General features: G+C 69.7%; 27 protein-coding genes. 15 read left to right on the forward strand and 12 right to left on the reverse strand.

Going from position 1 to position 23,256, the window contains the following annotated elements:
• Positions 1-9 precede the first annotated feature (9 nt).
• The gene (locus ACT541_RS06550) at positions 10-957 is read left to right on the forward strand and encodes a hypothetical protein (protein WP_476135239.1); all 948 of its coding nucleotides are present in this window, start codon (positions 10-12) and stop codon (positions 955-957) included.
• Here the strand turns inward: ACT541_RS06550 and ACT541_RS06555 are convergent.
• From ACT541_RS06555 to ACT541_RS06575, 5 genes are all read right to left on the reverse strand, one after another.
• Positions 946-1,935: an NUDIX hydrolase gene (locus ACT541_RS06555; protein WP_476135240.1), complete on the reverse strand. Its 990-nt coding sequence runs from the start codon at positions 1,933-1,935 to the stop codon at positions 946-948. The two genes, ACT541_RS06550 and ACT541_RS06555, sit on opposite strands and share 12 nt — an antisense overlap.
• Positions 1,932-2,456: a tyrosine phosphatase family protein gene (locus tag ACT541_RS06560; protein WP_476135242.1), complete on the reverse strand. Its 525-nt coding sequence runs from the start codon at positions 2,454-2,456 to the stop codon at positions 1,932-1,934. The genes ACT541_RS06555 and ACT541_RS06560 overlap by 4 nt, the downstream gene beginning before the upstream one ends.
• Before the next feature lie 105 nt (positions 2,457-2,561).
• A complete protein-coding gene (locus ACT541_RS06565) occupies positions 2,562-3,173 on the reverse strand; it encodes an HD domain-containing protein (RefSeq protein ID WP_476135244.1) in 612 nt (203 codons plus the stop codon).
• Between the two features lie 73 nt (positions 3,174-3,246).
• Entirely contained in the window at positions 3,247-4,119 is an 873-nt protein-coding gene (ygfZ, locus tag ACT541_RS06570; protein WP_476135246.1) for a CAF17-like 4Fe-4S cluster assembly/insertion protein YgfZ, read from the reverse strand.
• A gap of 397 nt (positions 4,120-4,516) precedes the next feature.
• On the reverse strand, positions 4,517-5,254 hold the full coding sequence (locus ACT541_RS06575) for a hypothetical protein (protein ID WP_476135247.1): 738 nt from the start codon (positions 5,252-5,254) through the stop codon (positions 4,517-4,519).
• A gap of 141 nt (positions 5,255-5,395) precedes the next feature.
• On the opposite strand from ACT541_RS06575, the gene ACT541_RS06580 reads away from it, so the two are divergent.
• The gene (locus ACT541_RS06580) at positions 5,396-6,037 is read left to right on the forward strand and encodes a LysE family translocator (protein ID WP_476135249.1); all 642 of its coding nucleotides are present in this window, start codon (positions 5,396-5,398) and stop codon (positions 6,035-6,037) included.
• Here the strand turns inward: ACT541_RS06580 and ACT541_RS06585 are convergent.
• From ACT541_RS06585 to ACT541_RS06600, 4 genes are all read right to left on the reverse strand, one after another.
• Positions 6,029-6,289: a hypothetical protein gene (locus ACT541_RS06585; RefSeq protein WP_476135251.1), complete on the reverse strand. Its 261-nt coding sequence runs from the start codon at positions 6,287-6,289 to the stop codon at positions 6,029-6,031. The two genes, ACT541_RS06580 and ACT541_RS06585, sit on opposite strands and share 9 nt — an antisense overlap.
• A 228-nt stretch (positions 6,290-6,517) precedes the next feature.
• Complete coding sequence (locus ACT541_RS06590; protein WP_476135252.1) at positions 6,518-6,931, reverse strand: TIGR02301 family protein; 414 nt, start codon at positions 6,929-6,931, stop codon at positions 6,518-6,520.
• A complete protein-coding gene (locus ACT541_RS06595; protein WP_476135254.1) occupies positions 6,915-7,418 on the reverse strand; it encodes an NUDIX hydrolase in 504 nt (167 codons plus the stop codon). The genes ACT541_RS06590 and ACT541_RS06595 overlap by 17 nt, the downstream gene beginning before the upstream one ends.
• Positions 7,419-7,423: 5 nt before the next feature.
• Positions 7,424-7,954 (reverse strand): hypothetical protein, encoded by a 531-nt coding sequence (locus tag ACT541_RS06600; RefSeq protein ID WP_476135255.1) that lies wholly within the window; start codon positions 7,952-7,954, stop codon positions 7,424-7,426.
• A 104-nt stretch (positions 7,955-8,058) separates the two neighbouring features.
• Between ACT541_RS06600 and ACT541_RS06605 the strand changes: the two genes are divergently transcribed.
• The 10 genes from ACT541_RS06605 (at position 8,059) to ACT541_RS06650 (ending at position 17,958) form a co-directional block, all read left to right on the forward strand.
• The gene (locus tag ACT541_RS06605; RefSeq protein ID WP_476135257.1) at positions 8,059-8,772 is read left to right on the forward strand and encodes an SOS response-associated peptidase; all 714 of its coding nucleotides are present in this window, start codon (positions 8,059-8,061) and stop codon (positions 8,770-8,772) included.
• 112 nt (positions 8,773-8,884) lie between these two features.
• The gene (fabI, locus tag ACT541_RS06610; protein WP_476135258.1) at positions 8,885-9,703 is read left to right on the forward strand and encodes an enoyl-ACP reductase FabI; all 819 of its coding nucleotides are present in this window, start codon (positions 8,885-8,887) and stop codon (positions 9,701-9,703) included.
• Positions 9,704-10,089: 386 nt separating this feature from the next.
• The gene (locus tag ACT541_RS06615; RefSeq protein ID WP_476135260.1) at positions 10,090-10,638 is read left to right on the forward strand and encodes a hypothetical protein; all 549 of its coding nucleotides are present in this window, start codon (positions 10,090-10,092) and stop codon (positions 10,636-10,638) included.
• Between the two features lies 1 nt (position 10,639).
• Complete coding sequence (locus ACT541_RS06620) at positions 10,640-11,047, forward strand: hypothetical protein (RefSeq protein WP_476135261.1); 408 nt, start codon at positions 10,640-10,642, stop codon at positions 11,045-11,047.
• A gap of 127 nt (positions 11,048-11,174) precedes the next feature.
• Positions 11,175-11,768: a histidine phosphatase family protein gene (locus ACT541_RS06625; RefSeq protein ID WP_476135263.1), complete on the forward strand. Its 594-nt coding sequence runs from the start codon at positions 11,175-11,177 to the stop codon at positions 11,766-11,768.
• Between the two features lie 72 nt (positions 11,769-11,840).
• Positions 11,841-12,662 (forward strand): dienelactone hydrolase family protein, encoded by an 822-nt coding sequence (locus tag ACT541_RS06630; protein ID WP_476135264.1) that lies wholly within the window; start codon positions 11,841-11,843, stop codon positions 12,660-12,662.
• An 86-nt stretch (positions 12,663-12,748) separates the two neighbouring features.
• Complete coding sequence (gene aroC / locus ACT541_RS06635) at positions 12,749-13,852, forward strand: chorismate synthase (RefSeq protein ID WP_476135266.1); 1,104 nt, start codon at positions 12,749-12,751, stop codon at positions 13,850-13,852.
• A gap of 249 nt (positions 13,853-14,101) precedes the next feature.
• Positions 14,102-15,787, forward strand: a complete 1,686-nt coding sequence (locus ACT541_RS06640; RefSeq protein WP_476135268.1) for a methyl-accepting chemotaxis protein — start codon at positions 14,102-14,104, stop codon at positions 15,785-15,787.
• 126 nt (positions 15,788-15,913) lie between these two features.
• Positions 15,914-17,260 (forward strand): 3,4-dihydroxy-2-butanone-4-phosphate synthase, encoded by a 1,347-nt coding sequence (gene ribB / locus ACT541_RS06645; protein WP_476135270.1) that lies wholly within the window; start codon positions 15,914-15,916, stop codon positions 17,258-17,260.
• Complete coding sequence (locus tag ACT541_RS06650; RefSeq protein WP_476135271.1) at positions 17,257-17,958, forward strand: DsbA family protein; 702 nt, start codon at positions 17,257-17,259, stop codon at positions 17,956-17,958. The genes ribB and ACT541_RS06650 overlap by 4 nt, the downstream gene beginning before the upstream one ends.
• Here the strand turns inward: ACT541_RS06650 and ACT541_RS06655 are convergent, their stop codons facing one another.
• On the reverse strand, positions 17,959-18,447 hold the full coding sequence (locus ACT541_RS06655; RefSeq protein WP_476135273.1) for a YaiI/YqxD family protein: 489 nt from the start codon (positions 18,445-18,447) through the stop codon (positions 17,959-17,961).
• 131 nt (positions 18,448-18,578) lie between these two features.
• Here ACT541_RS06655 and ACT541_RS06660 point away from each other — a divergent pair, with 131 nt between their 5' ends.
• Complete coding sequence (locus ACT541_RS06660) at positions 18,579-20,525, forward strand: methyl-accepting chemotaxis protein (RefSeq protein WP_476135274.1); 1,947 nt, start codon at positions 18,579-18,581, stop codon at positions 20,523-20,525.
• 16 nt (positions 20,526-20,541) lie between these two features.
• Here the strand turns inward: ACT541_RS06660 and ACT541_RS06665 are convergent, their stop codons facing one another.
• Positions 20,542-21,864 (reverse strand): nicotinate phosphoribosyltransferase, encoded by a 1,323-nt coding sequence (locus ACT541_RS06665; RefSeq protein WP_476135275.1) that lies wholly within the window; start codon positions 21,862-21,864, stop codon positions 20,542-20,544.
• 55 nt (positions 21,865-21,919) lie between these two features.
• Positions 21,920-22,138 carry a hypothetical protein gene (locus tag ACT541_RS06670; RefSeq protein WP_476135276.1) on the reverse strand — a complete coding sequence of 73 codons (219 nt, stop codon included), beginning with the start codon at positions 22,136-22,138 and terminating at the stop codon, positions 21,920-21,922.
• Between the two features lie 155 nt (positions 22,139-22,293).
• Between ACT541_RS06670 and ACT541_RS06675 the strand changes: the two genes are divergently transcribed.
• Positions 22,294-22,476, forward strand: a complete 183-nt coding sequence (locus ACT541_RS06675) for a hypothetical protein (RefSeq protein WP_476135278.1) — start codon at positions 22,294-22,296, stop codon at positions 22,474-22,476.
• A 13-nt stretch (positions 22,477-22,489) separates the two neighbouring features.
• Complete coding sequence (locus ACT541_RS06680; protein WP_476135280.1) at positions 22,490-23,230, forward strand: TlyA family RNA methyltransferase; 741 nt, start codon at positions 22,490-22,492, stop codon at positions 23,228-23,230.
• Positions 23,231-23,256 lie beyond the last annotated feature (26 nt).

Consider the following 23,256-nt stretch of genomic DNA (forward strand, 5'->3'; position numbering starts at 1 on the left):
AAACGAGACGTGGCAGACGACTTCATCTCCGCCGGCATCGCGCGCTGGACGGATGCGATGACGTTGCCGTGGCGGCTGTTCGGCCGCCCGTCGAGCGCCGCGCTGCTCGACGTCTTCCGTCGTCGCAACGTCCTGCTCGACGCGCTCTTCTACGACGTCAAGGTCGTCACCCGCGACGAGGCGATCGACCTCGCGCCGTCCGCGGCTTGCGAAGGCACCATCCTCCTCGTGCCGCCCTCCGGCGAAGGCCGTCTCGTGGTCTGCGCCGACGTCGAGGCCTTCATGGCGGCCGGCGGCGCCTCGGTCGACACGATCGCGGTCGCCGGCGTCGGCGGCTCGGCGCTCGGCACCGCCGCCTTCGGCCGCAACGTCGCCGACGCGCTCGGCCGGCCGGTCGCGGCACTCGTCTCCGGCTGGGGTCTCGCCGACCTCCTGACCGAGGCCTCCGGCGGCTTCGCCTGGGCGGCGGGGCTCGACGGCCGCTACCGCCTGCGCGAACAGGTCGACCGCTCGCTCGACTGGATCCGCGGCCTCGAGACCGGCGCCTTCGGCGAACAGCCGCCGCACGACCATCGCGACTCGGAGACGCTGTTGGCGCTGCTGCGCGACGAGCGGCTGAAGCTCGACGCGCTGGTCGGCCATTCCAAGGGCAATCTGGTGATCGCCGACGCGCTCCATGCGCTCCAGCGCACCGACCGAGCGCGCTCCGAGGCGCTCTGCGCCGCGTTGCGGATCGTCTCGATCTCGGCGCGGGTGAAGATGCCGCGCGCCTGCGCCCATGTCGTCGAGGTCATCGGCACCTGGGACCGCATCGGCGACTTCGCCCATCGCCGCAAGGCGCCGCCGGCCGTCGAACTCGAGGCCTGGCACCACACCAACACCGACTTCGTCGGCCACGTGCCGGTGACGAAGGTGGTGCGGGAGATCCTGGTGCCCGATCGCGCGTCAGCCCCGTGAGCCGAGCCGGAGCCCCGGCGCCGGGCGCTCGCGCAACACCTCGCGGCGGAAGCGATAGAGGCTCGCCGGCCGCCCGCCGGTGACGAGCGAGGTCTCGCCGGTCGCCTCGACGAGGGCGGCGGTCTCGACCAACCGGCGGAAGTTCTGCTTGTGCAGATGCCGGCCGGAGATCGCCTCGACGGTCTTCTGCAGCTCGGTCAGGGTGAAGCTCTCCGGCATCAGCTCGAAGACCACCGGACGATACTTGAGTTTGGCGCGCAACCGCGAGATCGCGGTCGCCAGGATGCGGCGGTGGTCGAAGGCCATGGCGCGGCCGAGCGGCGGGCAGGCGCCGCCGGTACGCCCGTCGCGCCGCGCCTCGGCGACGAGACCGGCCTCGTAGAGCGTCTCGTAGCGCTCGAGCACCTTCTCCTCGTCCCACGGGCTGCCGTCCTCGCCGAAGAACAGGCTGAGCCGTTCCGCCCGGTCGAGCGCCCGGCCGATGTCGCGATGGCGCGGGTCTTCCGCCCGCCACGCCCGCATCGCCGGCAGGATCGCCTCGTCGAGCACGGAGGGCCGGCCGTGGCGCCAGTCCTCCCAGGGGAAATGGTCGTACCACGGGCGGAATTCGGCGGCGTTGGCGGCGAAGACCGCCCGCGCCGCGTTGTCGGGCGCGCCCTCGAGCCGGGTCAGCGCCAGGTAGCCGACCGAGACGACGTGCGGGCTCTGGTCGCCGGCCCGCGCCAGCCGACCGCGGTCGCCGAAGGTGTAGAGCTGTTCGACGTGACCGAGATGCAGCGCCGTCTGCGCCTCGACCCAGGCGCGCAGGCCGAGCTCCAGCGTGCGGTGGCGGACGGGATCGAACGGGCCGAAGGGCAGGGCGTCGGTCGGGGCATCGCTCGGGCCGCGCCCGAGCGTCAGCACCGAAGGCTCGCCCTCGACGACCGCGACGATCGCCGCGTTGAGGCCGATCTCGATGCCGCCGCCGGCTTCGCTCATGGCGCGCCGTCCGTGATCGGCAGGACGAAGGGCTGGCCCTCGAAGGCGTCGCGGCCACGGCCGATCGCCTCGATGGCGGCGACCATGCGGCCGTCGCGGCGCAGCAGCGCGTCGGCGAGGCGCACGAGGCGGAGATTGGGCGTCGCCGAGGGCGACTTGACGCGCAGTTCGCGGGCGATGTCGGCCTCGTCGCGGTCCGGCATCAGCCGGCAGGCGGCGACATAGGCCCCGGCGGTCGAACGCGAGATGCCGGCCCAGCAATGGAACACCATCGGCCGGGCACGATCCCAGCCGTCGACGAAGTCGAAGAGGCGCAGGATCTCCGCCTCGCCGACCGGGATCATCCCGGCCATCGGTTCGACGATGTCGTTGAAGCCGAGGAACAGATGGTTCGCCTCCGGGATCGACGCCGGCCGGGTGACCGGCGTGCCGGCGTTGATCAGCGTGGCGACATGGCTCGCCCCGCAGGCAGTGACGGTGTCGGCGAGTTTCGACAGCGAACAGACGTGAAGGCTCGGCATGCGGTCTCCCGTTTGGAGGATGAGAAATCCTGAACCCGCCGGATGTCGGTCGCAAGACGGTCAGACCCACTCACTTAGGCGACCACCGTCACTCCGGCGACCCCCTCACTTCGGCGGGTGGACCAGTGCGTCGAGCTCGCGGAAGCGGGCGAGGAAGCGCGCCTGCGCCTCGCCGACCGGCCAGGGATCGAGCCCGAGCCGTTCGGGAAAGCCCTTCGGTCGGCCGAAGATCTTGGCCGCCTCCTCGGCGCCGAAGCCGGCGAGCTCCACCGCCTCGAAATAGGCCGAGACGTGATCGGCCTGTTTGGTCAGCGCCTTGATGGCTGCCGGCAGCGTCGCCGGCAGGCCGAAGCGGATGTGGATCGCCGCCTCGAGCCTGGCCTCGACCGTCTTGTAGCCGCCGCCGACGACCGCCTTGAAGGGCGAGATCATGTCGCCGATGACATATTCCGGCGCGTCGTGCAGCAGCACGGTCAGGCGATACCTGGGCTCGAGTTTCGGCTCCAGCCGCAGCGCCAGCTCCTCGACCAGCACGCAGTGCTGCGCCACCGAGAAGGCATGCTCGCCGAAGGTCTGGCCGTTCCAGCGCGCGACGCGGGCGAGGCCGTGGGCGATGTCGTCGATCTCGACGTCGAGCGGCGAGGGGTCGAGCAGATCGAGCCGGCGGCCCGAGAGCATGCGCTGCCAGGCGCGCGGCGGGGTGGAACGGGGCGGCATCCGAGTCGTCCGTGAAGTGTCGAGGCCGATCCATAGACCGGGTCGCGCCGACCCGCCAGAGGCACCGATGCCCTCAGTCGGCGGCCGCTTCCACCGGCCAGTCGAAGCTGGCGAAATCCGGGATCGCGAGCGCCACGGTGACGCCGCCGACCTCGATCGCGTCGCCGGAATCGATCGCCGCCTTGGCCTTGTCGAGCCGGACGAGCGCCAGCGCGGCGGTGCCGGACGACGATCCGAGCGTGCCGATCGCCCTGTCGCCGCAGGTGATCTCGGTACCGGCGTCGGGCCAGGCGGGGCGGGCCTCGCGGGCCACGACCTGGACGATGCGCTTCCGCGCCGTGCCGCGGTGCTTCATCCGCGACACCACTTCCTGGCCGACGAAACAGCCTTTCCTGAAGTCGACGCCGTCGAGGTCGTCCATGTCGACGTCGTGCGGGAAGACGTCGCCGAGCGGGAAGTCGCGGCCGCTCTCCGGCACGCCGAGGCCGATGCGGAGCGCATGCCAGTCGTCGAGCGCCGCGGTCGCGGTCGGTGCCGCAGCGGCGGGGACGAGGAGATGCGTGCCGAGCCCTTCCACCCGCGGATCGGCGAAGGCGACGGCGCCGGGGATCGTCGGCGCGTCGCCGTCGAAGGCGATCGCCACGGCCCAGTCGGCGGAGACGTCGGCGATCGTAGCCTTGGCGCGCAGCCGGTAGAAGCCGAGGCGCTTGACGAAGTCGGCGAGGATCGCGCGGTCGACCTCGATCAGGAACCCGTCGTCATGGGGGGTGAGGAAGAAGTCGAAGAGGATCTTGCCCTGCGGCGTCAAGAGCGCGCCGAGCCGTCCCTCGCCGGGGGCGAGCGTCTTCGTCGTGCAGGTGACGACGCCGTGGAGGAAGGCCGCCGCCTCCTCGCCCGAGACCCGAACCACGCCGCGATCGTCCCGTCGCGCGATCTTCCCGCTCATTCCGCCGCTCCTCTCGTTCTCCCCGAGGATCGCCCGAAGGCGGCGGGGAGGCGAGAGCAAATATGGTGCATCGCGAGAGATTTGCGAGCGGGGGAGGGGGGCATCCTTCAGGCCGTTCGGGGTCTTCCCCGTTCCGTGCGGAGGTCCTTCATCCTGAGGTGCCCGGCGGAGCCGGGCCTCGTGAGGCGCGAAGGACCGATGGGCAAGGCCCGTCGTGGGTCAGCCCCGTGGCTTCGCCCGTCTTGGCTTCGCCCTTCGAGGCTCGGCTCACGCGAGCACCTCAGGGTGAAGCCGAACAGGGAGCTTCTCTCGTGAACGTCGGTCGGCCGAGCGGAACCGGTGCCCCCCGTCCCGGCCGTCGGTCGGCCGGGCGGAACCGGTGCCCCCGTCCCGGCCGTCAGTCGGCCGGGCGGAACCAGTGCCACGTGCCGTCGGGGCCGATGCCGACGGAATAGAACGTGTAGCGGCCCGAGCCCTTCATCTCCTCGAAGTCGGAGGAGGTGACGATCTTGTAGAGCTCGACCAGCTGCGCCGGCTCGAGCTTGTCGACCGGCAACGCCGCGTAGGACGGCCAGACGTACATGTCCTGCGGCTTGCCGGCGTTGACGTGGACCCAGCTCGATTCGAGCACGTCGGTCAGGATCGCCAGGATCTCCAGACCCTTGCCGTCGCCCGACTGCTTCTCGAGGAAGTCGATCGGGTCGCCGATCTCGTTGACCGAGAAGACCGGCGGCATCTCGTTCGACTGGATGACCATCTTCAGCCGCTGCATGTCGCCGGAATAGGCCGCGTCGAGCAGGCGCTTGCGCATCTTGGCGACCGCCGGCGGCAGATCGGCCTCGCCCTTGTGCACCTCCGGCAGCGGCGCGCCCGGCTGGGCCGGGGCGGTCGCGGGGGCCGCAGGCGCGGCGGTGCCGCTCGGTGCCGGCGTCGGAGCGGGCGCCGCGGGCGTCGCCGGGGCGGCGGGGGCGGGCGGGGTGACGACGATTCGCTCGGTGCCGACCTTCTTGGCCGGGCCGGCGTCCTGCGCGAGGACGCTCGACGCGAGGGCCGGGACGGACGCCAGCGCGGCGACGAGGGCCGCCGCGAGGAGGCGCCGCCGTCGTGAACCGGTCGTATGGCTGTGCAACGTCATGAAAACCGACCCGCTTGACCGTGACGCGGGCTCGTGGTCGAACCCGCTTCGGTGCCGAAGCACCGGCCGGCATGTTATCCATGAGGGGCGGCCGCACAAGCGACCGTCGAACCGAAACCGAAGAAGAGGGACCGCGCCGCGATGTCGAGCCTGCCGCTCCTCCTCACCGGTCTCGGTGTCGGCGTCGTCTTTTCCGCCCCCGTCGGTCCGGTCAACATCCTGTGCGTCCAGCGCGCCTTCCGCTCGGGCTTCCTCTCCGGTCTCGCCGCCGGTCTCGGCGCCGTCACGGCCGACGGCCTCTTCGCCGCCGTCGCCGCCTTCGGCATCACCGCGGTCTCGGGCTTCGTCGAGGGTCATTCGTTCTGGCTGCAGTTGATCGGCGGGCTTTTGCTGATCGCCTTCGGCATCCGCACCGCCCTCGCCCATCCCCATCTCGACGACGGTGCCGGTGAGAGCGGCACGCTCTGGGCGACCGCGGCGGCGACCTTCGGCATGACCATCACCAATCCGGCGACGGTGCTGGGCTTCCTGGCGCTGTTCGGTTCGCTCGGCAGCTGGGCGCCGCAACCCGGCGACTGGCTCGCCGCCGGCATGTTCGTGCTCGGCGTCGTGTCGGGCGGTTCGGGCTGGTGGCTCCTGGTGGCGACCGCGGTGGCGGCGCTGCGCGATCGCATGACCGACGCCATGCTGGCGCGAATCAACCTCGTGGCGGGGTCGATCCTGGTGGTCTTCGGTGTTCTGGTGCTGGCGCGGCTGGCCTTGGGCGGCCTGCCGTCACTGTAGCGAGCGGTTGATGGTGAACTCGCCGGCGAGCACACGGTCGACCATGCGCTCGACGAAATCGGCGACCTCGACCTCGCCCCAGGTGGCGACGAGATCGGAGACCACGGCGAACAGCGCCGCCTGGGCGACGATGTCGCGATCGATGCCTTCGGCCTCGGCCTCCGCCATGGCGTCGGCGACCATCTCGTAGGCGGCGCGCTTCTTCTCCGCCAGCGAAGGCTCGATCTCGTGAAGGCTCGTCTCGTCGAGCATGTCGGTCTCGTCGTGTGCCGTCGGCATGCAGCCGACCATTGCCGCCGTGAACGGGTCCGGCGGCGTGTCCCTCGGGATGCTTCGTCGGCATCCCCTCCCGACACGAGAAATAGCACGGCGTTACCCTGCGGTCGCGCCGTCAGGGGCCATATTCTTAACGAGTGTTAAAATTCGTGTCGAAATGGTTAACACCGTGGTTCGAATGCCACGGAACCGTCCGACGCGCGGTCAGGTGTGGCCCCAACGCGTGAGGATGTCGCGCCCCAGCGCCTCGCCGCGCTTGCGGTAGGTCTCGGCGAGGAGACGGGCGGCGGAGGTGCAGCTGCGCTGCGCCGCGACGCTGCCGCGATAGGACTGGTTGAAGCGGTCGACGATCGCCAGCCGCTTCTCGCGCGTCGGCTGGACGGCATCGAGCACGGCGTTCATCTGGTCGCGCCAGGCGGTGCCGTCCTGGGCGCCGCACAGCGGGCGCAGGTGCTGCAGCGCGCCGAGCGTCTCCGCGAGATTGGCGAGCGTGTCGTCGAGCGAGGCCTCTTCCGCCGCGCCGGCCGGTCCGATCGTCGAGACCACGACGAGGAGACCCGCCGCCCAACGTGCCGCCCGTCGGCGCAAGCTCGTGGTGCCCTCAGCCGTCTTCGCCATCTCGCCCTCGTCCCTCGGCCGCCCCGCCGGACTCCGCGTTCCTTACCCCGTTCGCGACGCGATATCCATCGTGGAGGCGAAAGGCGCGTGTCAGCCAGGGCATCAGCCCGGCGACGAGATCGAGGTCGGCTGCTGCTGCGCGGGGGACGAAGCGCGCCTCGGCCGCATCGTCGCCGGGAACCGGTTCCTCGGGGCCGGCGACGGCGACGAAGACGGCGATGGCGAAGAGCGTCGGCGTACCGTCGGCGTCGCGGCTCGCGACCTCGCGGATGCCGAGGTCGCCGATGATCTCGGCCACGAGGCCGGTCTCCTCGCGCAGTTCACGGATCGCGGCGTCGCGTGCCGTCTCGCCGGCCTCGATGCGCCCGCCCGGCGGCGCCCAGCGCCCGGCCGAGGGCGCCCGGCCGCGCCGGACGAGCAGAACCGTCTCGTCGCGACAGACGACGACCGAGACGGCGTCGCGGCGGAGGGGCGTGTCTTCGCTCACGGCGATCAGTGGAAGAGTTCGTCGATCGCCGCCTGCGCGCCGGGATCGGTGCCGTCGTCGAAGCCCGCCCGCTGTGCGGCGGTGCCGTTGACGATGGCCGAGGCGGTGGCGATCAGCGGCTTGAGGCGGCCGACGACGCAGTCGCGCAGCCGTTCGCCGGCTTCCCCGTCGGTGCCGTCGCAACGCTCGGCGAGGCAGATCGCCTCCGCCATGGCGCAGTCGAGGTGGGTGACGGCGGCGTCGAATTCCGAACGCACGTCGGGATCGGCATGCTCCCAGGCCAGAACCGCCAATTCGCGCTCGCGGAAATGGGAGTTGCGGAAATAGTCGTCGTAGGTGACGGGTACCCAGCCCACCACGTCCTCGATGCATTCCGGCATGTCCGGAACGAGCTCGAGCATCATGACGACGTCGTTGAAATGATTGAGATAGTCGGTCGCGAGCCGGGTCACCGGGTTGATGTTCGCGGCGGCGAGCCTCTCCGGCCGAAGACGGTCGGTCGGATCCTCGTCGATGGTCGCGTGTGCCGGTCCCATGTCTTCCTGCTCGGTCGTTCTGTTTCTGATTTTGGTTTCCAGGCGTTACCATTTCGCTTACGCGGACATCCGTCCGATCGAGATTCCGTCGAGGAGAGAACGACATGTGCGGACGCTTCATGCTCGCCGCGCCGCCCGAGGAAGTTCGCCGGCTGTTCGAATACGAAGAGCGGCCCAACTTTCCCGCCCGCGACGACATCCGTCCGACCGAACCGATCGCCGTCGTCGTGCTTTCCGAGGGGCGACGCCACTTCCGTCTGGTGCGCTGGGGCTTCTGGCCGTCCTGGGTGAGGGACCCCGCCGCCTTCTCGCTGCTGATCAACGCCCGTGCCGAGACCGCGGCGGACAAGCCGTCGTTCCGCGGTGCCATGCGCCACGGCCGCTGCCTGGTTCCGGCGACCGGCTTCATGGAATGGCGCCGCGACGGCAATCGGCGGACGCCGTTCCACCTCGTGCCGCGCGACGGCGGCATCGTCGCCTTCGCCGGCCTCACCGAGACCTGGTCGTCGCCCGACGGGTCCGAGGTCGACACCACGGCGATCCTGACGGTCGACGCCAATGCCACCGTCGGCGCCATCCACGACCGCATGCCGGCGGTGATCGCGCCGGAAGACTTCGCCGCGTGGCTCGACCCGACCGTCGGCGTCGAGGTCGCCCGTCGCCTGCTGGTGCCGGCGCCCGACGAGCTCTTCGATCTGGTCGAGATCGCCCCGCCGCCGCGCCCTCCGCGTCCACCGCGCGCCGTCGCGCCGCGACGCCCGACGAACGGGGGCGGGGAGGACGGTGCGTCCGGCGGCGGCCAGCTCGATCTCTTCTGAGTCGTGTCGCCACCACCGCTCGCGTCATCGCGCGGCACCCGCCTGCTTGCGGCTCCCGGACGCCCGTGTCATAGAACCCGCCACGAAAACGGAACGAACGAAGGGCAATTCGATGGCCGACACCAAGGGCCTGATGGCCGGCAAGCGTGGTCTGGTGATGGGCGTGGCGAACAACCGCTCGATCGCGTGGGGCATCGCCAAGGCGGCGCGCGACGCGGGTGCGGAGATCGCGCTCACCTACCAGGGCGATGCCCTGAAGAAGCGCGTCGAGCCGCTCGCCGCCGAACTCGGCGGCATCGTCGTCGGCCATTGCGACGTCACCGACCCGACCACGATCGACGCGGTCTTCGCCGAGGTCGAGCGCGTGTGGGGCAAGATCGACTTCCTCGTCCACGCCATCGCCTTCTCCGACAAGGACGAGCTGACCGGCCGCTACGTCGACACCACGGCGGCGAACTTCGACCGCACGATGAACATCTCGGTCTATTCGCTGACCGCGATCGCCCAGCGCGCCGAGAAGCTGATGCCGGACGGCGGCTCGATCGTCACGCTGACCTATTACGGCGCCGAGAAGGTCATGCCGCACTACAACGTCATGGGCGTCGCCAAGGCCGCGCTTGAGGCGTCGGTGCGTTATCTCGCCGTCGACCTCGGCGCCAAGGCCATCCGCGTCAACGCGATCTCCGCCGGCCCGATCAAGACGCTCGCCGCCTCCGGCATCGGCGACTTCCGCTACATTCTGAAGTGGAACGAGTACAACGCCCCGCTGAAGCGCACGGTGTCGATCGAGGAAGTGGGCGCGAGCGCGCTCTACCTCATCTCCGACCTCGGCCGCGGCGTGACCGGCGAGATCCACCACGTCGACGCCGGCTACCACGTCGTCGGCATGAAGGCGGTCGATGCCCCGGATATTTCGGTGGTGAAAGAGTGATCTTTTCCCCGACCTGATCGAAGACTTCGCGAGGGCGCGACCGGAAACGGCCGCGCCCTTCGTGTATCCGGGGACAAACAAGAAGTAACGCGCCCCCTTGTCGAGCCGTGCCATGATGATGTCGTCCATTCGGTCGGAGACGCCACATGGCATACTGTGTACATCGGAGTTTCGATCTCGAAATTCGTCGTGTCAGGGCGGAACTTCTAGGCCTGAGGGCCGAGGCGTCGCTGCGGCGCTTCCTTTTCCTCCAGCACAGATATGCTCCGTCTCAGCCTCGTATCCCCGCCGGGCAGCCGGGTGGTGGTCGATGGACCGACGGCGAAGGGTGGGACGACGGCCTCGTCCGTGTCGCACAGAATGGGCCCCCACGTGCTCGTACGGGGATGGCGACGACGCGCGTCACCGGTCGTATGCTGGTCGGCACGCAGGCGGAGATCACCGAGTTGGCGGTTACCCGCATGCAGGCCGATGCGGCGGTCGCCGCTGTTCGGCGTGTCGATCGGAATTGGCGCCCCCTGTTCCGCGACAGTCTCACGGAGACGGTCGTGGGCGAGACCGCTGCCGAGCGTGCGCGTCTCGAAGCGGCGGAGGCTCGCTTGGGTGAACTCGGTAGACCGGATGTCCGAGGGGAACTCCTGAAGCAATGCCTTGCTCCGAATGGAGAACCGATCGGCCGGCAGTACCGAGGTACCGATGATCCCACGATCAGAACGGTCGATCGCGAGACTTTCCTCAAGATCGGGTCCCGGCTTCTCGCGGGTGCGGTTCGAACCGAGTACAATCCGCGATACCCGTTTCCTCAATTCCTTCGTCGCGATGGAACCGTGATCGGCGTTCGTCACAGTCGGGACTCGGATGTGTCGTTCGACGTGTTGCACGGGGATGGAGCCATCGTCGAGGATGGATTCAAAGTTCACTTTCAGGGGTACTGAGATGACCGAAGCCGATTTGAAATCAGTGATCGCGCAAGTCGTCCGGTGGCGGCTGGAAGATCTGGCAAGCGACGAGATCGGCTCCGGGCTGGGTGCTTTCCTCGACATCGGGCGCATCCACTTCCATCTCGAAGGTCGGGATCTGCTCGCCTTCGTCCATGGCGTGATCGAGGGGATGGCGGCCGGTGGCGCCACGCCCGAGGACGGACGCTTCGTCACGCCCGACAATCCCTTCGGCATCACCCACTTCGGTGCCGACACGCCGAGGGAGGTCGCCGACGGCATTCTCGCCGCCTGGATCGCCGACGGCATGCCCGATCCGAAGTGGGGCGACTGGCATCTCAATACCGACCGCAACCGCGCGCGGCTGGCCGATGCCTACGCCACGTTCCCTCCGAAGACGACGTGATCTGCGTCCCCCTCCGCGCCTCGCGCCGGTCGGCTCCGCGTCGATCGGCCGGCATCCTCGTTGAGACCGTCACGCATCCGCGCTAGATCTTCTCGCAGGCGCGAACGGGCAGGCCGACGAGGACGACGTGACGAGAACCATCTTCCACATCCGCCACGGCCAGACCGACTGGAACGCCGCCGGTCGCCTGCAGGGTGTCCAGGACATTCCGCTGAACGAGACCGGCCGCGCCCAGGCCGACGGCAACGGCCGCGCGCTCGCCGCCCATTTCGCCGCGAACGACATCGATCCGGCGTCGCTCTCGTGGTTCGCGAGCCCGCTCGGGCGCACCCGCGAGACGATGGAGCGCGTGCGGATCGCCGGCGGGCTCGATCCCGAGGCCTACACGATCGTTCCCGACCTGCGCGAGGTCACCTTCGGCCTGTGGGAGGGCAAGACCTACGACGAGGTCGCCCGTGAAGATCCCGAAGGCTACGAGGCGGTGCGCGCCGACAAGTGGAACTTCGTGCCGCCGGCGGGAGAGAACTACGTCCAGCTCTCCGCCCGGATCGCCCGCTGGTTCGCCGGCACCTCGGGCGACATGGTGATCGTCTCGCACGGCGGCGTCTTCCGTGCCCTGCGCCACGTGATCGAGGCGAACGACGACCACGAACTGGCCCATCTCATGGTGCCGCAAGATCGCGTATTCGTGTGGCGAGACCGCGCCGGTTCGTGGTTATGATCGTCCCGCCCGCTTGACGGGCGCGGAGGAACCGACCCCGCCAGAGGGTCGCAAACGTCGGATGGTTGCCTCATGTGCACGCTCGAAGGCTGCGGAAGCCACGCCCATATGCCGCCCCCGGTGATCCCGGATGCCGATCGTCGCGCCTTCCTCATGGGACTCGCCGGTCTGCCCATCGCGGCGGTTCTGTTCGACCCGAAGCTGGCGGCGGCCGCCGCTTCCGGCGTCGAGATGATCCAGATCCCGGTCGAGGGCGGTGCGCCGATGTCGGCCGCGATCGCGTACCCGGCCGCCGAGAAGGCGCCGGCGCTGGTGATCGTTCACGAATGGTGGGGCCTCAACGACCAGATCAAGGCGGTGGCGAGCGAGTTCGCCGCCAAGGGCCATCTGGTGATCGCCGTCGATCTCTTCGGCAAGGTCGCCGCCGACGCCAACGAGGCCAAGGCGCAGATGGCCTCGCTCGATCCGGTGCGCGCCACCGCCGCCATGGTCGCCGCCGTCGCCTTCGCCCGTGGCCATGCCCGTTCCACCGGCAAGGTCGGCACCTGCGGCTGGTGCTTCGGCGGCGGCTGGTCGCTCGAGACCTCGACCGCCACGCCGGTCGACGCGACGGTGATCTACTACGGCAACGTCCGCAAGCCGGCCGAGCAGTTGAAGAAGCTCGTCGGCCCGGTGATCGGCCACTTCGGCACCCGTGACCAGTCGATCAACGCCGCCATGGTCGCCGACTTCGAGCAGGCGATGAAGGAGGCCGGCAAGTCCGATCGCCTCACCGTCTACTGGTACGACGCCGACCACGCCTTCGCCAATCCGACCGGCGCCCGCTGGGACGCCGAGGACGCCGCGCTCGCCTGGGAGCGGACGCTCGCCTTCCTGAAGGCCAACCTCGGCTGAGCCGCGAGCGCGCCGAACGCTCCGCGATTTGACCGACACCCGGCGATCCCCTAGACGTCGAGCACGTTCTGGGGATCTTCGCCGCGATGTCGCACAACACCTTCGGTCACCTGTTCCGCGTCACCACCTGGGGCGAGAGCCACGGTCCCGCCATCGGCGCGGTGGTCGACGGCTGCCCGCCCGGCATCCGCCTCGACCTCGAGGCGCTGCAGGCCGAATGCGATCGCCGCAAGCCGGGCCAGTCGAAGTTCGTCACCCAGCGCCAGGAGGACGACCGCGTCGAGGTGCTCTCCGGTGTCTTCGAGGACGATGCCACCGACGGTCTGCGCACGACGGGGACGCCGATCGCGCTGATGATCCGCAACACCGACCAGCGCTCCAAGGACTACGGCGACATCCGCGACAAGTATCGCCCCGGCCATGCCGACTGGGCCTACGACGCCAAATACGGCCTGCGCGACTATCGCGGCGGCGGGCGCTCCTCGGCGCGCGAGACCGCGTCGCGCGTGGCGGCCGGCGCGGTGGCGCGTCAGGTGCTGAACGCGCTGGTCCCCGGCGGCGTCACCATCCGCGCCGCCCTCGTGCAGATCGGCACGGAAGCGATCGATCGCGCCAACTGGGATTGGGAAGAGGTCGACCGCAATCCGTTCTTCTCGCCCGATGCCGACAGCGTCGCCCGTTTCGAAGAATACCTCGATGGTATTCGTCTGGCGCATTCTTCGATCGGCGCCATTCTCGAAGTCGTCGCCGAAGGTGTTCCGGCCGGCTGGGGCGCGCCGCTCTACGGCAAGCTCGATCAGGACGTCGCGTCCGCCCTCATGTCGATCAACGCCGTCAAGGGCGTCGAGATCGGCGCCGGCTTCGAGGCGGCGGAACTGACGGGCATCGACAACGCCGACGAAATGCGCATGGGCGACGACGGGCCGATCTTCCTGTCGAACCACGCCGGCGGCATCCTCGGCGGCATCTCGACCGGCCAGCCGATCGTCGCCCGCCTCGCCGTCAAGCCGACGTCGTCGATCCTGACGCCGCGCCGCACGATCGATCGCGCCGGACACGACGTCGAGCTGATCACCAAGGGCCGCCACGATCCCTGCGTCGGCATTCGTGCCGTGCCCGTGGTCGAGGCGATGATGGCGATCACGCTCGTCGACCACGCCCTGAGACATCGCGGCCAGACCGGACGCTGAGTCGGCCGGATGCATCCGGACGAAGCAGGATACAAATGCCTTTCCATTTACATGCGAGAAGTCTGATATATCCGATGTCAAGATGAGTGATGCATTTGTGGATGGCTGATCTATTTCTTCTGCATGATGATCATACGTAGCAATACCAAAGTCGTAGCGTTTGACTGAAGTGACTTCACGTAAGTAAGTTTTTATTGACGATTGTGGACCAGCTTCGGCGCAACTCGAATTGTGTATCGGGAGCTGAACATGCGCATCGTCGACGTGGCCATTCCGAAGAAGATCGTGACCGGTCTGGTGGTGATGGCGCTGGTTGCCGGAGGGGCCGTGTTCTTCGGAGCCCGCACCGCCCGGGACGTGTCCGAACGGGCGCAGGCGGTGACCATGGGAGAATCGCTCGCCGCGACCCTGCTCGCCCGCGCCAACCAGCAGGCCTTCCGTTCCGGTGACATCGCCTATCGCGGCCTGTCGCGCGAAGACCCCGCGATGGTCCGCGAGTTCTTCGGTCGCTTCGAGGGCGCCCGCGAGGAATTCAACCGGCTCGCTCGCGAGGCCGCCGCCGCCCTCCCGAGCCGGGCCGCCGAGATCGACGGCTTCGTCGCCGCCTTCGACAAGGTGGTGGCGACCGGCCGCCGCGCCGGCGAAATCGCCGCCGACGGCCGTCGCGACGAGGCGCTGACCATATTGATCGGCCGTTTCGACGGTCCCCTCGACACGCTGAAGAACGACGTCGCCAAGACCATCGACGCCATGACGCGGGAGGCGATCGCCGCCGCCAAGGCCGCCGACGAACGCGCCGAGGCGGCGATCCTCGTCAACGAGATCGCCGTCGGCGCCGCCGCCGCGCTGGTCTTCGCGCTCGCCCTGTGGGTCGCCATCGCCGGCGTGTCGCGTCCTCTGCGCCGCCTCGCCGATCGTATGGATGGCCTCGCCGCCGGCGATGCCGATACGGCGGTCGACGGCGCCGATCGCGGCGACGAGGTCGGCCTGATGGCTCGCGCCGTCGAGGTCTTCCGCAACGACGCGATCGCCAAGCGCCGGCTCGAGGCCGAGAGCGCCGAGGCCGCCTCGCGGCTCGCCGCCGAACGCCATCGCGCCATGGTCGAGCTCGCCGATCGCCTCGAGGCCTCGGTCTCCGGCGTCGTCGAACAGGTCGCCGCCGCCGCCACCGAGCTGCAGGCGACCGCCTCGACGCTCACCGCTTCGGCCGAAGAGACCACCAACCAGTCGCTCGCCGTCTCCTCCGCGTCGGAAGAGGCGACGCAGAACGTCCGCACCGTCGCCGCCTCCGCCGAGGCGCTGGCGGGTGCCGCCCGCGACGTCGGCGAGCGCGTCGGTCGCCAGACCGAGATCGCCGGCAAGGCGGTGCAGGAGGCCGAGGTCACCAATCGCCGCGTCGCCGAACTCGCCCAGACCGTCGAGAAGATCGGCTCGATCGTCGGCCTGATCGAGGACATCGCGGCGCAGACCAATCTCCTCGCCCTCAACGCCACCATCGAGGCGGCGCGGGCCGGCGAGGCGGGCCGCGGCTTCGCCGTCGTCGCCGCCGAGGTCAAGGGGCTCGCCGAACAGACCGCCAAGGCGACCGCCGAGATCGCCGCCCGCATCGACAGCGTCCAGTCGACCACCCGGCTCGCCTCGACCGAGATCGCCGAGATCGGCCGCACCATCGTCTCGATGAACGAGATCTCGTCGGCCATCGCCGGCGCCGTCGTCGAGGAAGAGGCGACCACCGAGGCGATCGCCGAGGCGATCGATCAGGTCGCCACAGGAACGGCAGAGGTCTCCTCCAACATCGTCGGCGTATCGCGCGCCGCCGAGGAGGTGAGCGCCGCCGCCTCCCAGGTCCTCGCTTCGGCCGGCGAACTCGCCCGCCACTCCGAACGCCTGCGGTCCGACATCGACGGCTTCGTCGCCGGTATCCGCGCTGCCTGATCGAACGATCGCCGCAGAAACGAGGAGACCGTCGCCAAATCGGCGACGGTCTTTCGCGTTCATGTGATGAAATCGCGACCGCATTTTCATTGCCACTGAAATGGTGCAGCGCTATTCATCGTCGTCATGCGCTTGGATCAATGGCTCGCCCGTACGAAAGAGACCCGCAGCGGCTTTGCCCGCCGCGTCGGCCTGTCGCCGGCGGCGATCACGGCGCTGTGCAACGATCCCGGCGTCTGGGTCTCGCGCGAGACCGCCGAGAAGATCGCGACCGCCACCCGCGGCGCGGTGACGCCCGATGACTTTCTGGGGCTGGACACCAGGTCCCGCGCCCGTGAGGAGACGATGATGAACCAGTCCCGTGTCGCCGCCGCCCTGCGCGCCTTCGAGCGCGGCGAGATCGTGGTCGTGACCGACGACGACGATCGCGAGAACGAAGGCGATCTGATCGTCGCGGCGGTCCACGCCACGCCCGAGAAGCTGGCCTTCATCGTGCGCCACACCTCGGGCATCGTCTGCACGCCGATCCCGCGCGAACTCGCCCGCAAGCTCCATCTGGAGCCGATGATCGCCGCCAACGACGCCCCGCTCGGCACCGCCTTCACGGTGACGATCGACTATCGCCACGGGCTGACCACCGGCATCTCGGCCGAGGAGCGCTGCAACACCGCCCGGGCGCTGGCCAATCCCAACGTCGGCCCGATGGACTTCGTCCGTCCCGGCCACGTCTTCCCGCTGATCGCCAAGGACGGCGGCGTGCTGGTCCGCTCCGGTCACACCGAAGCCGCGGTCGATCTCTGCCGCCTCGCCAATCTGCCGCCGGTCGGCGTCATCTGCGAGCTGGTCAACGACGACGGCACCGTCAAGCGCGGCCCCGACGTCGCCAAGTTCGCCGAGGAGCACGGCCTCGAGATCGTCTCCGTCGCCGACCTCATCGCCTATCGCCAGCGCAACGAGCGCCTCGTCGAGCGCATCGCCGAATTCGACGTCGAGACCCCGGCCGGCCGCGCCCGCGCCATTTCCTATTCGACGCCCTTCGACCCGATGCATCACCTCGCCATCGTCTTCGGCGACATCCGCGACGGCCGCTCGGTGCCGGTGCGCCTCCATCTGGAATCGGTGGTCGAGGACGTCTTCGGCAAGTCCGGCACCGTCGACGCGCTGATGGCGCGTATGGCGCGCGAGGGCCGCGGCGTCGTCGTCTACCTGCGCGAAGGCTCCGTCGGTGTCGCCAAGCCGGTGCGCGAGCCCGAGGCCGGTGCCGATCCGCTCGCCGCCGCCGAGGTCGAGGCCCATGTCTCCGCCTCGAGCCGGGCCGAGAACTGGCGCGAGATCGGCGTCGGCGCCCAGATCCTCAAGGACCTCGGCGTCTCCTCGATCCGCCTGATCGCCTCGAAGGAGCGCCGCTACGTCGGCCTCGAGGGCTTCGGCATCGCCATCGAAGGCACCGAGACGCTGGAGCGCGCGCGATGAGCGAGACCGAGACCCGTCCCGCGGTCGAGACCTCGGAAGAGGTCGAGATCCTCGCTCCCGGCACGATCGTCGCCATCGTCGACCCGCTCTGCGGCTGGTGCTGGGGTGCGGCCCCGGCGCTCGCCCGGATCGAGGCGGCGGGCCTGCCGCTGGTAGTGCTCGCCTCCGGCCTCTTCATCGGCGATCGGCCGATGACGCCGGAGTTCGCCGACTACGCCTGGAAGAACGACCGACGCATCGCCGAGCTGACCGGGCAGGTCTTCTCGGAGGCCTATCGCGACAAGGTGCTCGGCGACTTCGAGAGCAAGTTCGACAGCGGCCCGGCGACGCTGGCGCTGGCGACGGTGCAGCTGCGCGCGCCCGCGAAGGCGCTCGCCGTGCTCCATGCCCTCCAGGCCGCCCGTTGGGTCGACGGCCGCAACGTCACCGACGAGGCGACCTGCGCCGCGGTGTTGCGCGAGACCGGCATCGCCGAGGACGTCGTCGAGGCCTTCCTGGCGGAAGAGGACGGCGCCATCGACCTCCTCAACCAGCGCGCCGGCCTCGCCCGCGAGCTGATGTCGGCGGTCGGTGCCCGCGGCGTCCCGACGGTGCTGCGCGTCACCCAGATGGGGATCGAGCCGGTCGAGCCGCGCGCGATCTTCGAAGACGTCGACGGCCTCGTCGCCCGTCTGGTGCCCGCGGCCGGCGACGCCTGATCAGCCCTCGGGCGGGCGTCGCGCCAGATCCTGCGCCGCCCGTCGCATCTCGCGCTCCATCGACTGCAGGAAGGCCTGCCGTTCGCGCGGGCCGAAGGGGCGCGGCCCGCCGGTCGTCTCACCGGCCGAACGCAGATCCTCCATCAGATCGCGGGTGGCCAGCGCCATGCCGATCGAGGCGGCGTCGAACACCCGTCCCGACGGCGTCACCACCCGCGCCCCCGCCTTCACGCAGCGATCGGCGAGCGGCACGTCGTTGGTGACGACGACCGAGCCCGGTCCGACGCGCTCGGCGATCCAGTCGTCGGCGACGTTCGCCCCTTGCGCCACCACCACCCGCTCGATCGACGGATCGTCGGGGATGCGCATCCAGCTGTTGGCCACCACATGGGTCTTCGCCTTCCAGCGTGTCGCCACGCGGAAGGTCTCGTCCTTGACCGGACAGGCGTCGGCGTCGACGAAGACCTCGGGGATGTTGCGTAATGCCATCGGATTCACCTTGGACGAACTCCACCGGATCGTTTCGCACGTCCGGCACTACGACATTTCAGGCGGCCAAGAACACTTCGTTAATCACGAATATGCACCATTCCGGCGGAGAACGGATGGAGCGAACGTTCATGCATCTGAAGACGCGCCTGATCATGGGCATCGGTACCGGCATGGCGATCGCTGCGGCCGGTTGCGTCGCCGCCGGATTGTGGTTCGGTGGACACTTCGTCGAAGTCGGCACCGCCCGTCAACTGGAGAGCGGGGCGCGGCAGTTGACGGCGGAGATCGCCGCCCAGGGTCAGCGCGCCCGTTCGCTCGCCCGCTTCGTCGCCGCCCAGCCCGACGTCGCCGCCACCTTCGCCGGGCGTGATCGCGAGGATCTCGCCGCCCGTCTGACCCCCGCCTTCGAGGCGATGAAGCAGGACGGCTTCGATCAGTTCCAGTTCCATCTCGCCCCGGCGACCTCCTTCCTCCGGCTCCACAAGCTCGACAAGTTCGGCGACGATCTCTCCACCTTCCGCCACACCGTGGTCGAGGCCAATCGCGACGGTCGCGAGGTGGTGGGGCTCGAGTCGGGTGTCCAGGGTATCGGCATCCGCGCCGTGGTACCGGTCCGCGTCGACGCCAAGCCGGCCGGTACGGTCGAAGTCGGCGTCGCCTTCGGCAAGGCCTTCGCGCGCGACTTCGCCGCCCGCACCGGCCTCGAGATCGCGCTGGTGATCGATCCGACCAAGCCCGGCGCCGCGTCCGAGGTGTTCGCCTCCGGCTTCCCCGCGAGTTTCGATGCCGCCGCGGCGGCGCGTTCCGGCGAGACCCGGCTCGGCACCGTGACGATCGACGGTCGCAACTGGTCGGTCGAATCGCGCGTTCTCTCCGACTATTCCGGCAAGCCGATCGGCCGGGCGATCCTCGCCGCCGACCGTACGCCGCTCGAGGCGACCCGCGACGGCATGATCGCGGTCTTCACCGCCATCGGCGCGGTCCTGCTGGTCATCGGCGGTGCTCTGATCTGGTGGCTCGAGCGCGACATCGGCCGGCCGGTCGTCCGCCTGACCGAGGCGGTGGCGCGCATCACCGCGGGCGACGTCGACGCCGCGACGCCGCAGGTCGACGGCATCGACGAGATCGCCGCGCTCACCCGCTCCGTCGATGCGCTGAAGCTCGCCCTGAAGACCGAGGCCGGCGTCGAACAGCAGGTCCACCGCGAGGAGGAGGCCCGCCACGAGCGTGGTCGCCGTCGTCAGGTGATGACCGAGACCTTCGTCTCCACCATCGGCCGCCTGCTCGAGGAGATGAATCAGGCCGCCACCCGGATGGAAGAGACCGCCGCCGGCATGCACTCGGTCGCCGAACGCACCACCGAGCGCTCGAGCGTCGCCCTGCACGATGCCGACGAGACCTCGACCACCGTCGGTGCCGTCGCCGCCGCCGCCGAGGAACTGGCGAGTTCGGTCCGCGAGATCCTGCGCCGGGTCGACCATTCCGCCGAGATCGCCGGCCGCGCGCTCGACGAGGCCGGCCGCACCGACGAGGTGGTGCGCACGCTCGCCGCCTCGGGCGACACGATCGGCGAGGTCGTCTCGCTGATCAACTCGATCGCCGCCCAGACCAACCTCCTCGCCCTCAACGCCACCATCGAGGCGGCGCGCGCCGGCGAGGCGGGCAAGGGCTTCGCCGTCGTCGCGGCGGAGGTGAAGCAGCTCGCCAACCAGACGACCGGCGCCACCGAGGCGATCGCCGCCCAGGTCTCCCACATCCAGGGCGAGACCCGCCGCGTCGTCGAGGCGATCGCCTCGATCGGCGGGACGATCCGCGATCTGTCGGCGCTCGCCCACGAGATGTCCGGCGTCATGGTCGACCAGGAGAGTGCCACCCGCGAGATCGCCGAGAACGTCCAGCGCGCCGCCGGTGGCGCCCGCACCGTCTCGATCGCCGTCGCCGCGGTGCGCGAGGACGCCACCGCCACCGACCGAGCCTCCGAAGGCGTGGTCGCCACGGCACGCGAACTCGGGCGTTTCCGCCAGGAGCTCGACCGCGAGATCCACGCCTACATCGAAGACCTGCGGCGGGCGTGATCGCCCGCGCGGGGGCTCACACCACGACCGCCTGCCGCTCGAAGCCTTCCGCGCCGAAGATGCGCAGGTAGCGCGCGACCTCGTCGGCCGGGCCCGTCGCCTTCTCCGGATTGTCGGAGAGCTTGACTGCGGGCCGTCCGTCGGCGGCGACCACCTTGCAGACGATCGAGATCGCCTCGAGGTCGGGATGGCTGCCGGCAGGCGCACAGCCGGCGAAGTCGTTGGTCAGATGCGTCCCCCAGCCGATCGAGAAGCGGCAGCGGCCGACGAGATGGCGTGCCGCCTTCTCGATCGTGTCGATGTCCATGCCGTCGGAGAGCACGATCAGCTTCTCCTTCGGGTCGCGCCCGCGCGCCTGCCACCAGGCGATGATCTCGTCGCAGGCGGCGATCGGCTCCTTGCTGTCGGGGCGCACGCCCTTCCAGTCCGCCGCCCAGTCGGGCGCGTCGCGGAAGAAGGCGGTCGAGCCGAAGGCGTCCGGCAGGATCACCAGCAGATTGCCGTGATACATTCGCGCCCAGTCCTCCAGCACGCGGAAGGGCGCCTGCCTGAGCTCCGCGTCGTCGCGGGCGAGCGCGCCGTAGACCATCGGCAGCTCGTGGGCATTGGTGCCGATCGCCTCCAGCGCCGCGTCCATCGCCATCTTGACGTTCGACGTGCCCGAGAAGCTCGCCCCCAGCCCCTCCTTCAGGGCATCGACGCACCACTTCTGCCACAGGAAGCCATGGCGGCGGCGGGTGCCGAACTCGGCGACCGGCACGCTCGCGCCGATCTCGCGCTCGAGCGTGCGCAGCCGTTCGATCTTCGCCCAGACCTTGGCCTTGGCTCGGGCATAGAGCACGTCGAGCTCGAAGCGGTTCATGCCCTTCATCGCGGCGCGGGCGCGCAGCTCGTTGACGATGGCGAGCGCCGGGATCTCCCACATCGAGACGTCGGCCCAGTCGCCCTCGAAGGTCAGCTCGTACTGCCCGTCGTCGGTGCGGGCGAGCTCGTACTCGGGTAAGCGGAAGCGGGCGAGCCAGTCGAGGAAGTCGGCCGAGAAGATCTGGCGCACGCCGTAGAACGTGTTGCCGGCGAGCCAGATCAGTTCGTTCTTCTGGAAGCGGATGGTGCGGGCATGGTCGAGCTGATCGCGCAGCTCGCGTTCGTCGACGATGTCGGCGAGCCGCACGCTCCTCGTCCTGTTCTGCAGCGCGAAGGTCGCCCGCGTGGTCGGCGCCACCTTGCGGATCAACTGCACCATCAGGAACTTGTAGAAATCGGTGTCGAGCAGCGTCCGCACGATCGGGTCGATGCGGAAGCCGTGGTCGTAGACGCGGGTGGCGATGTCGAGGGTCATGGGTGGAGATTACCCGCGACCCTCGACGATGCAACCACCGCTGTCGTCACGGGTCTCATGCGGCGAGATCGGCCCACTTGACGACGTGGTCCTTGTGGGTCGGCTTTCCACCGGCGCGCTTCACCGCCTCGACGACGTCGTCGATGGTGAGCGCCGGCGGCACGCCCTCGACCTCGTAGACGACGGCGCCGCCGCTCGTCAGACCGGCTTCCGCATTCTTCAGCGCCTTGGTCACCGCGCCTTCGTAGGCGACCTTCACCATGTGTGTGGCCATGCTTTTCCCCTTCGTTCGACAAACGCGTCGACACGACGACGCTCCCTGTCGCAAACCGGACGGACTCGGGCACCCGTGTCGGTCGACTGAGGTGTAGAGGCAAAGGCCGTGCCGCCCGCTTTGCCGCGGCCTCCCGATGGCGTAGACTGACGCCCATGAACGACGTCGCCCTCGGGGCCGAACCCCGCACGCCCGCACCCGCCGTGCCGCGCCCGCTCCTGTGGCTGGGCGTGCCGACGCTCGCCGTGCTGGTCGGCGTGGCGCTGTGGGCCTGGGGGCGTTTCGGCGACGGCGTCTTCTTCGACACGATCGCCGGCGGCATGGCCGCGTGCCTGTGAGCCATCCCCGACCATGACCCGCCAGCGCCTCGACCTCGCCCTCGTCGAACGTGGCCTCGCGCCGACCCGTGCGCGGGCCCGTGACGCCGTCGCCCGCGGCACCGTGACCGTCGACGGCCGCATCGAGACGCGCCCCGCCTCCCCGGTCGCCGCCGACACGGTGATCGCCCTCGACGACCCCGCGGCGCGCTGGGTGTCGCGCGCGGCGCTGAAGCTGGTCGGCGCGCTCGACGGATTCGCGCTGTCGCCGCAAGACTGCGTCTGCCTCGACGTCGGCGCCTCGACCGGCGGCTTCACGCAGGTCCTGCTCGATCGGGGTGCCAAACACGTCACCGCGATCGACGTCGGCCACGGCCAGTTGGCCGAAGTGGTCGCCGCCGACCCTCGCGTCCGCTCGATCGAGGGGCTGAACGCCCGCGATCTCGGCCCCGAACATCTCGCCGAGCGGCCCGACTTCGTCGTCGCCGACGTCAGCTTCATCTCGTTGACGCTCGCCCTGCCGCCCGCCCTGCGGCTCGCCGCACCGGGGGCGAAGGGTGTCTTCCTGGTCAAACCGCAGTTCGAGGTCGGCCGCGAAGGGCTGGGCAAGGGCGGTATCGTCCGCGACGAGGCGGCGGCACTGGCTACCGTCGACCGCATCGCCGATCTCCTCGCCACCGAGGGTTGGCGCGTCCTCGGCCGGGCCGAAGCGGCCATCGCCGGCGGCGACGGCAACCGCGAGCACGTGCTCGCCGCGGTGAAAGACGGGGACTGAAGCGCGGCATACGCGCGGTTCCCTAT

Source organism: Pinisolibacter sp. DMC100, assembly GCF_056313705.1.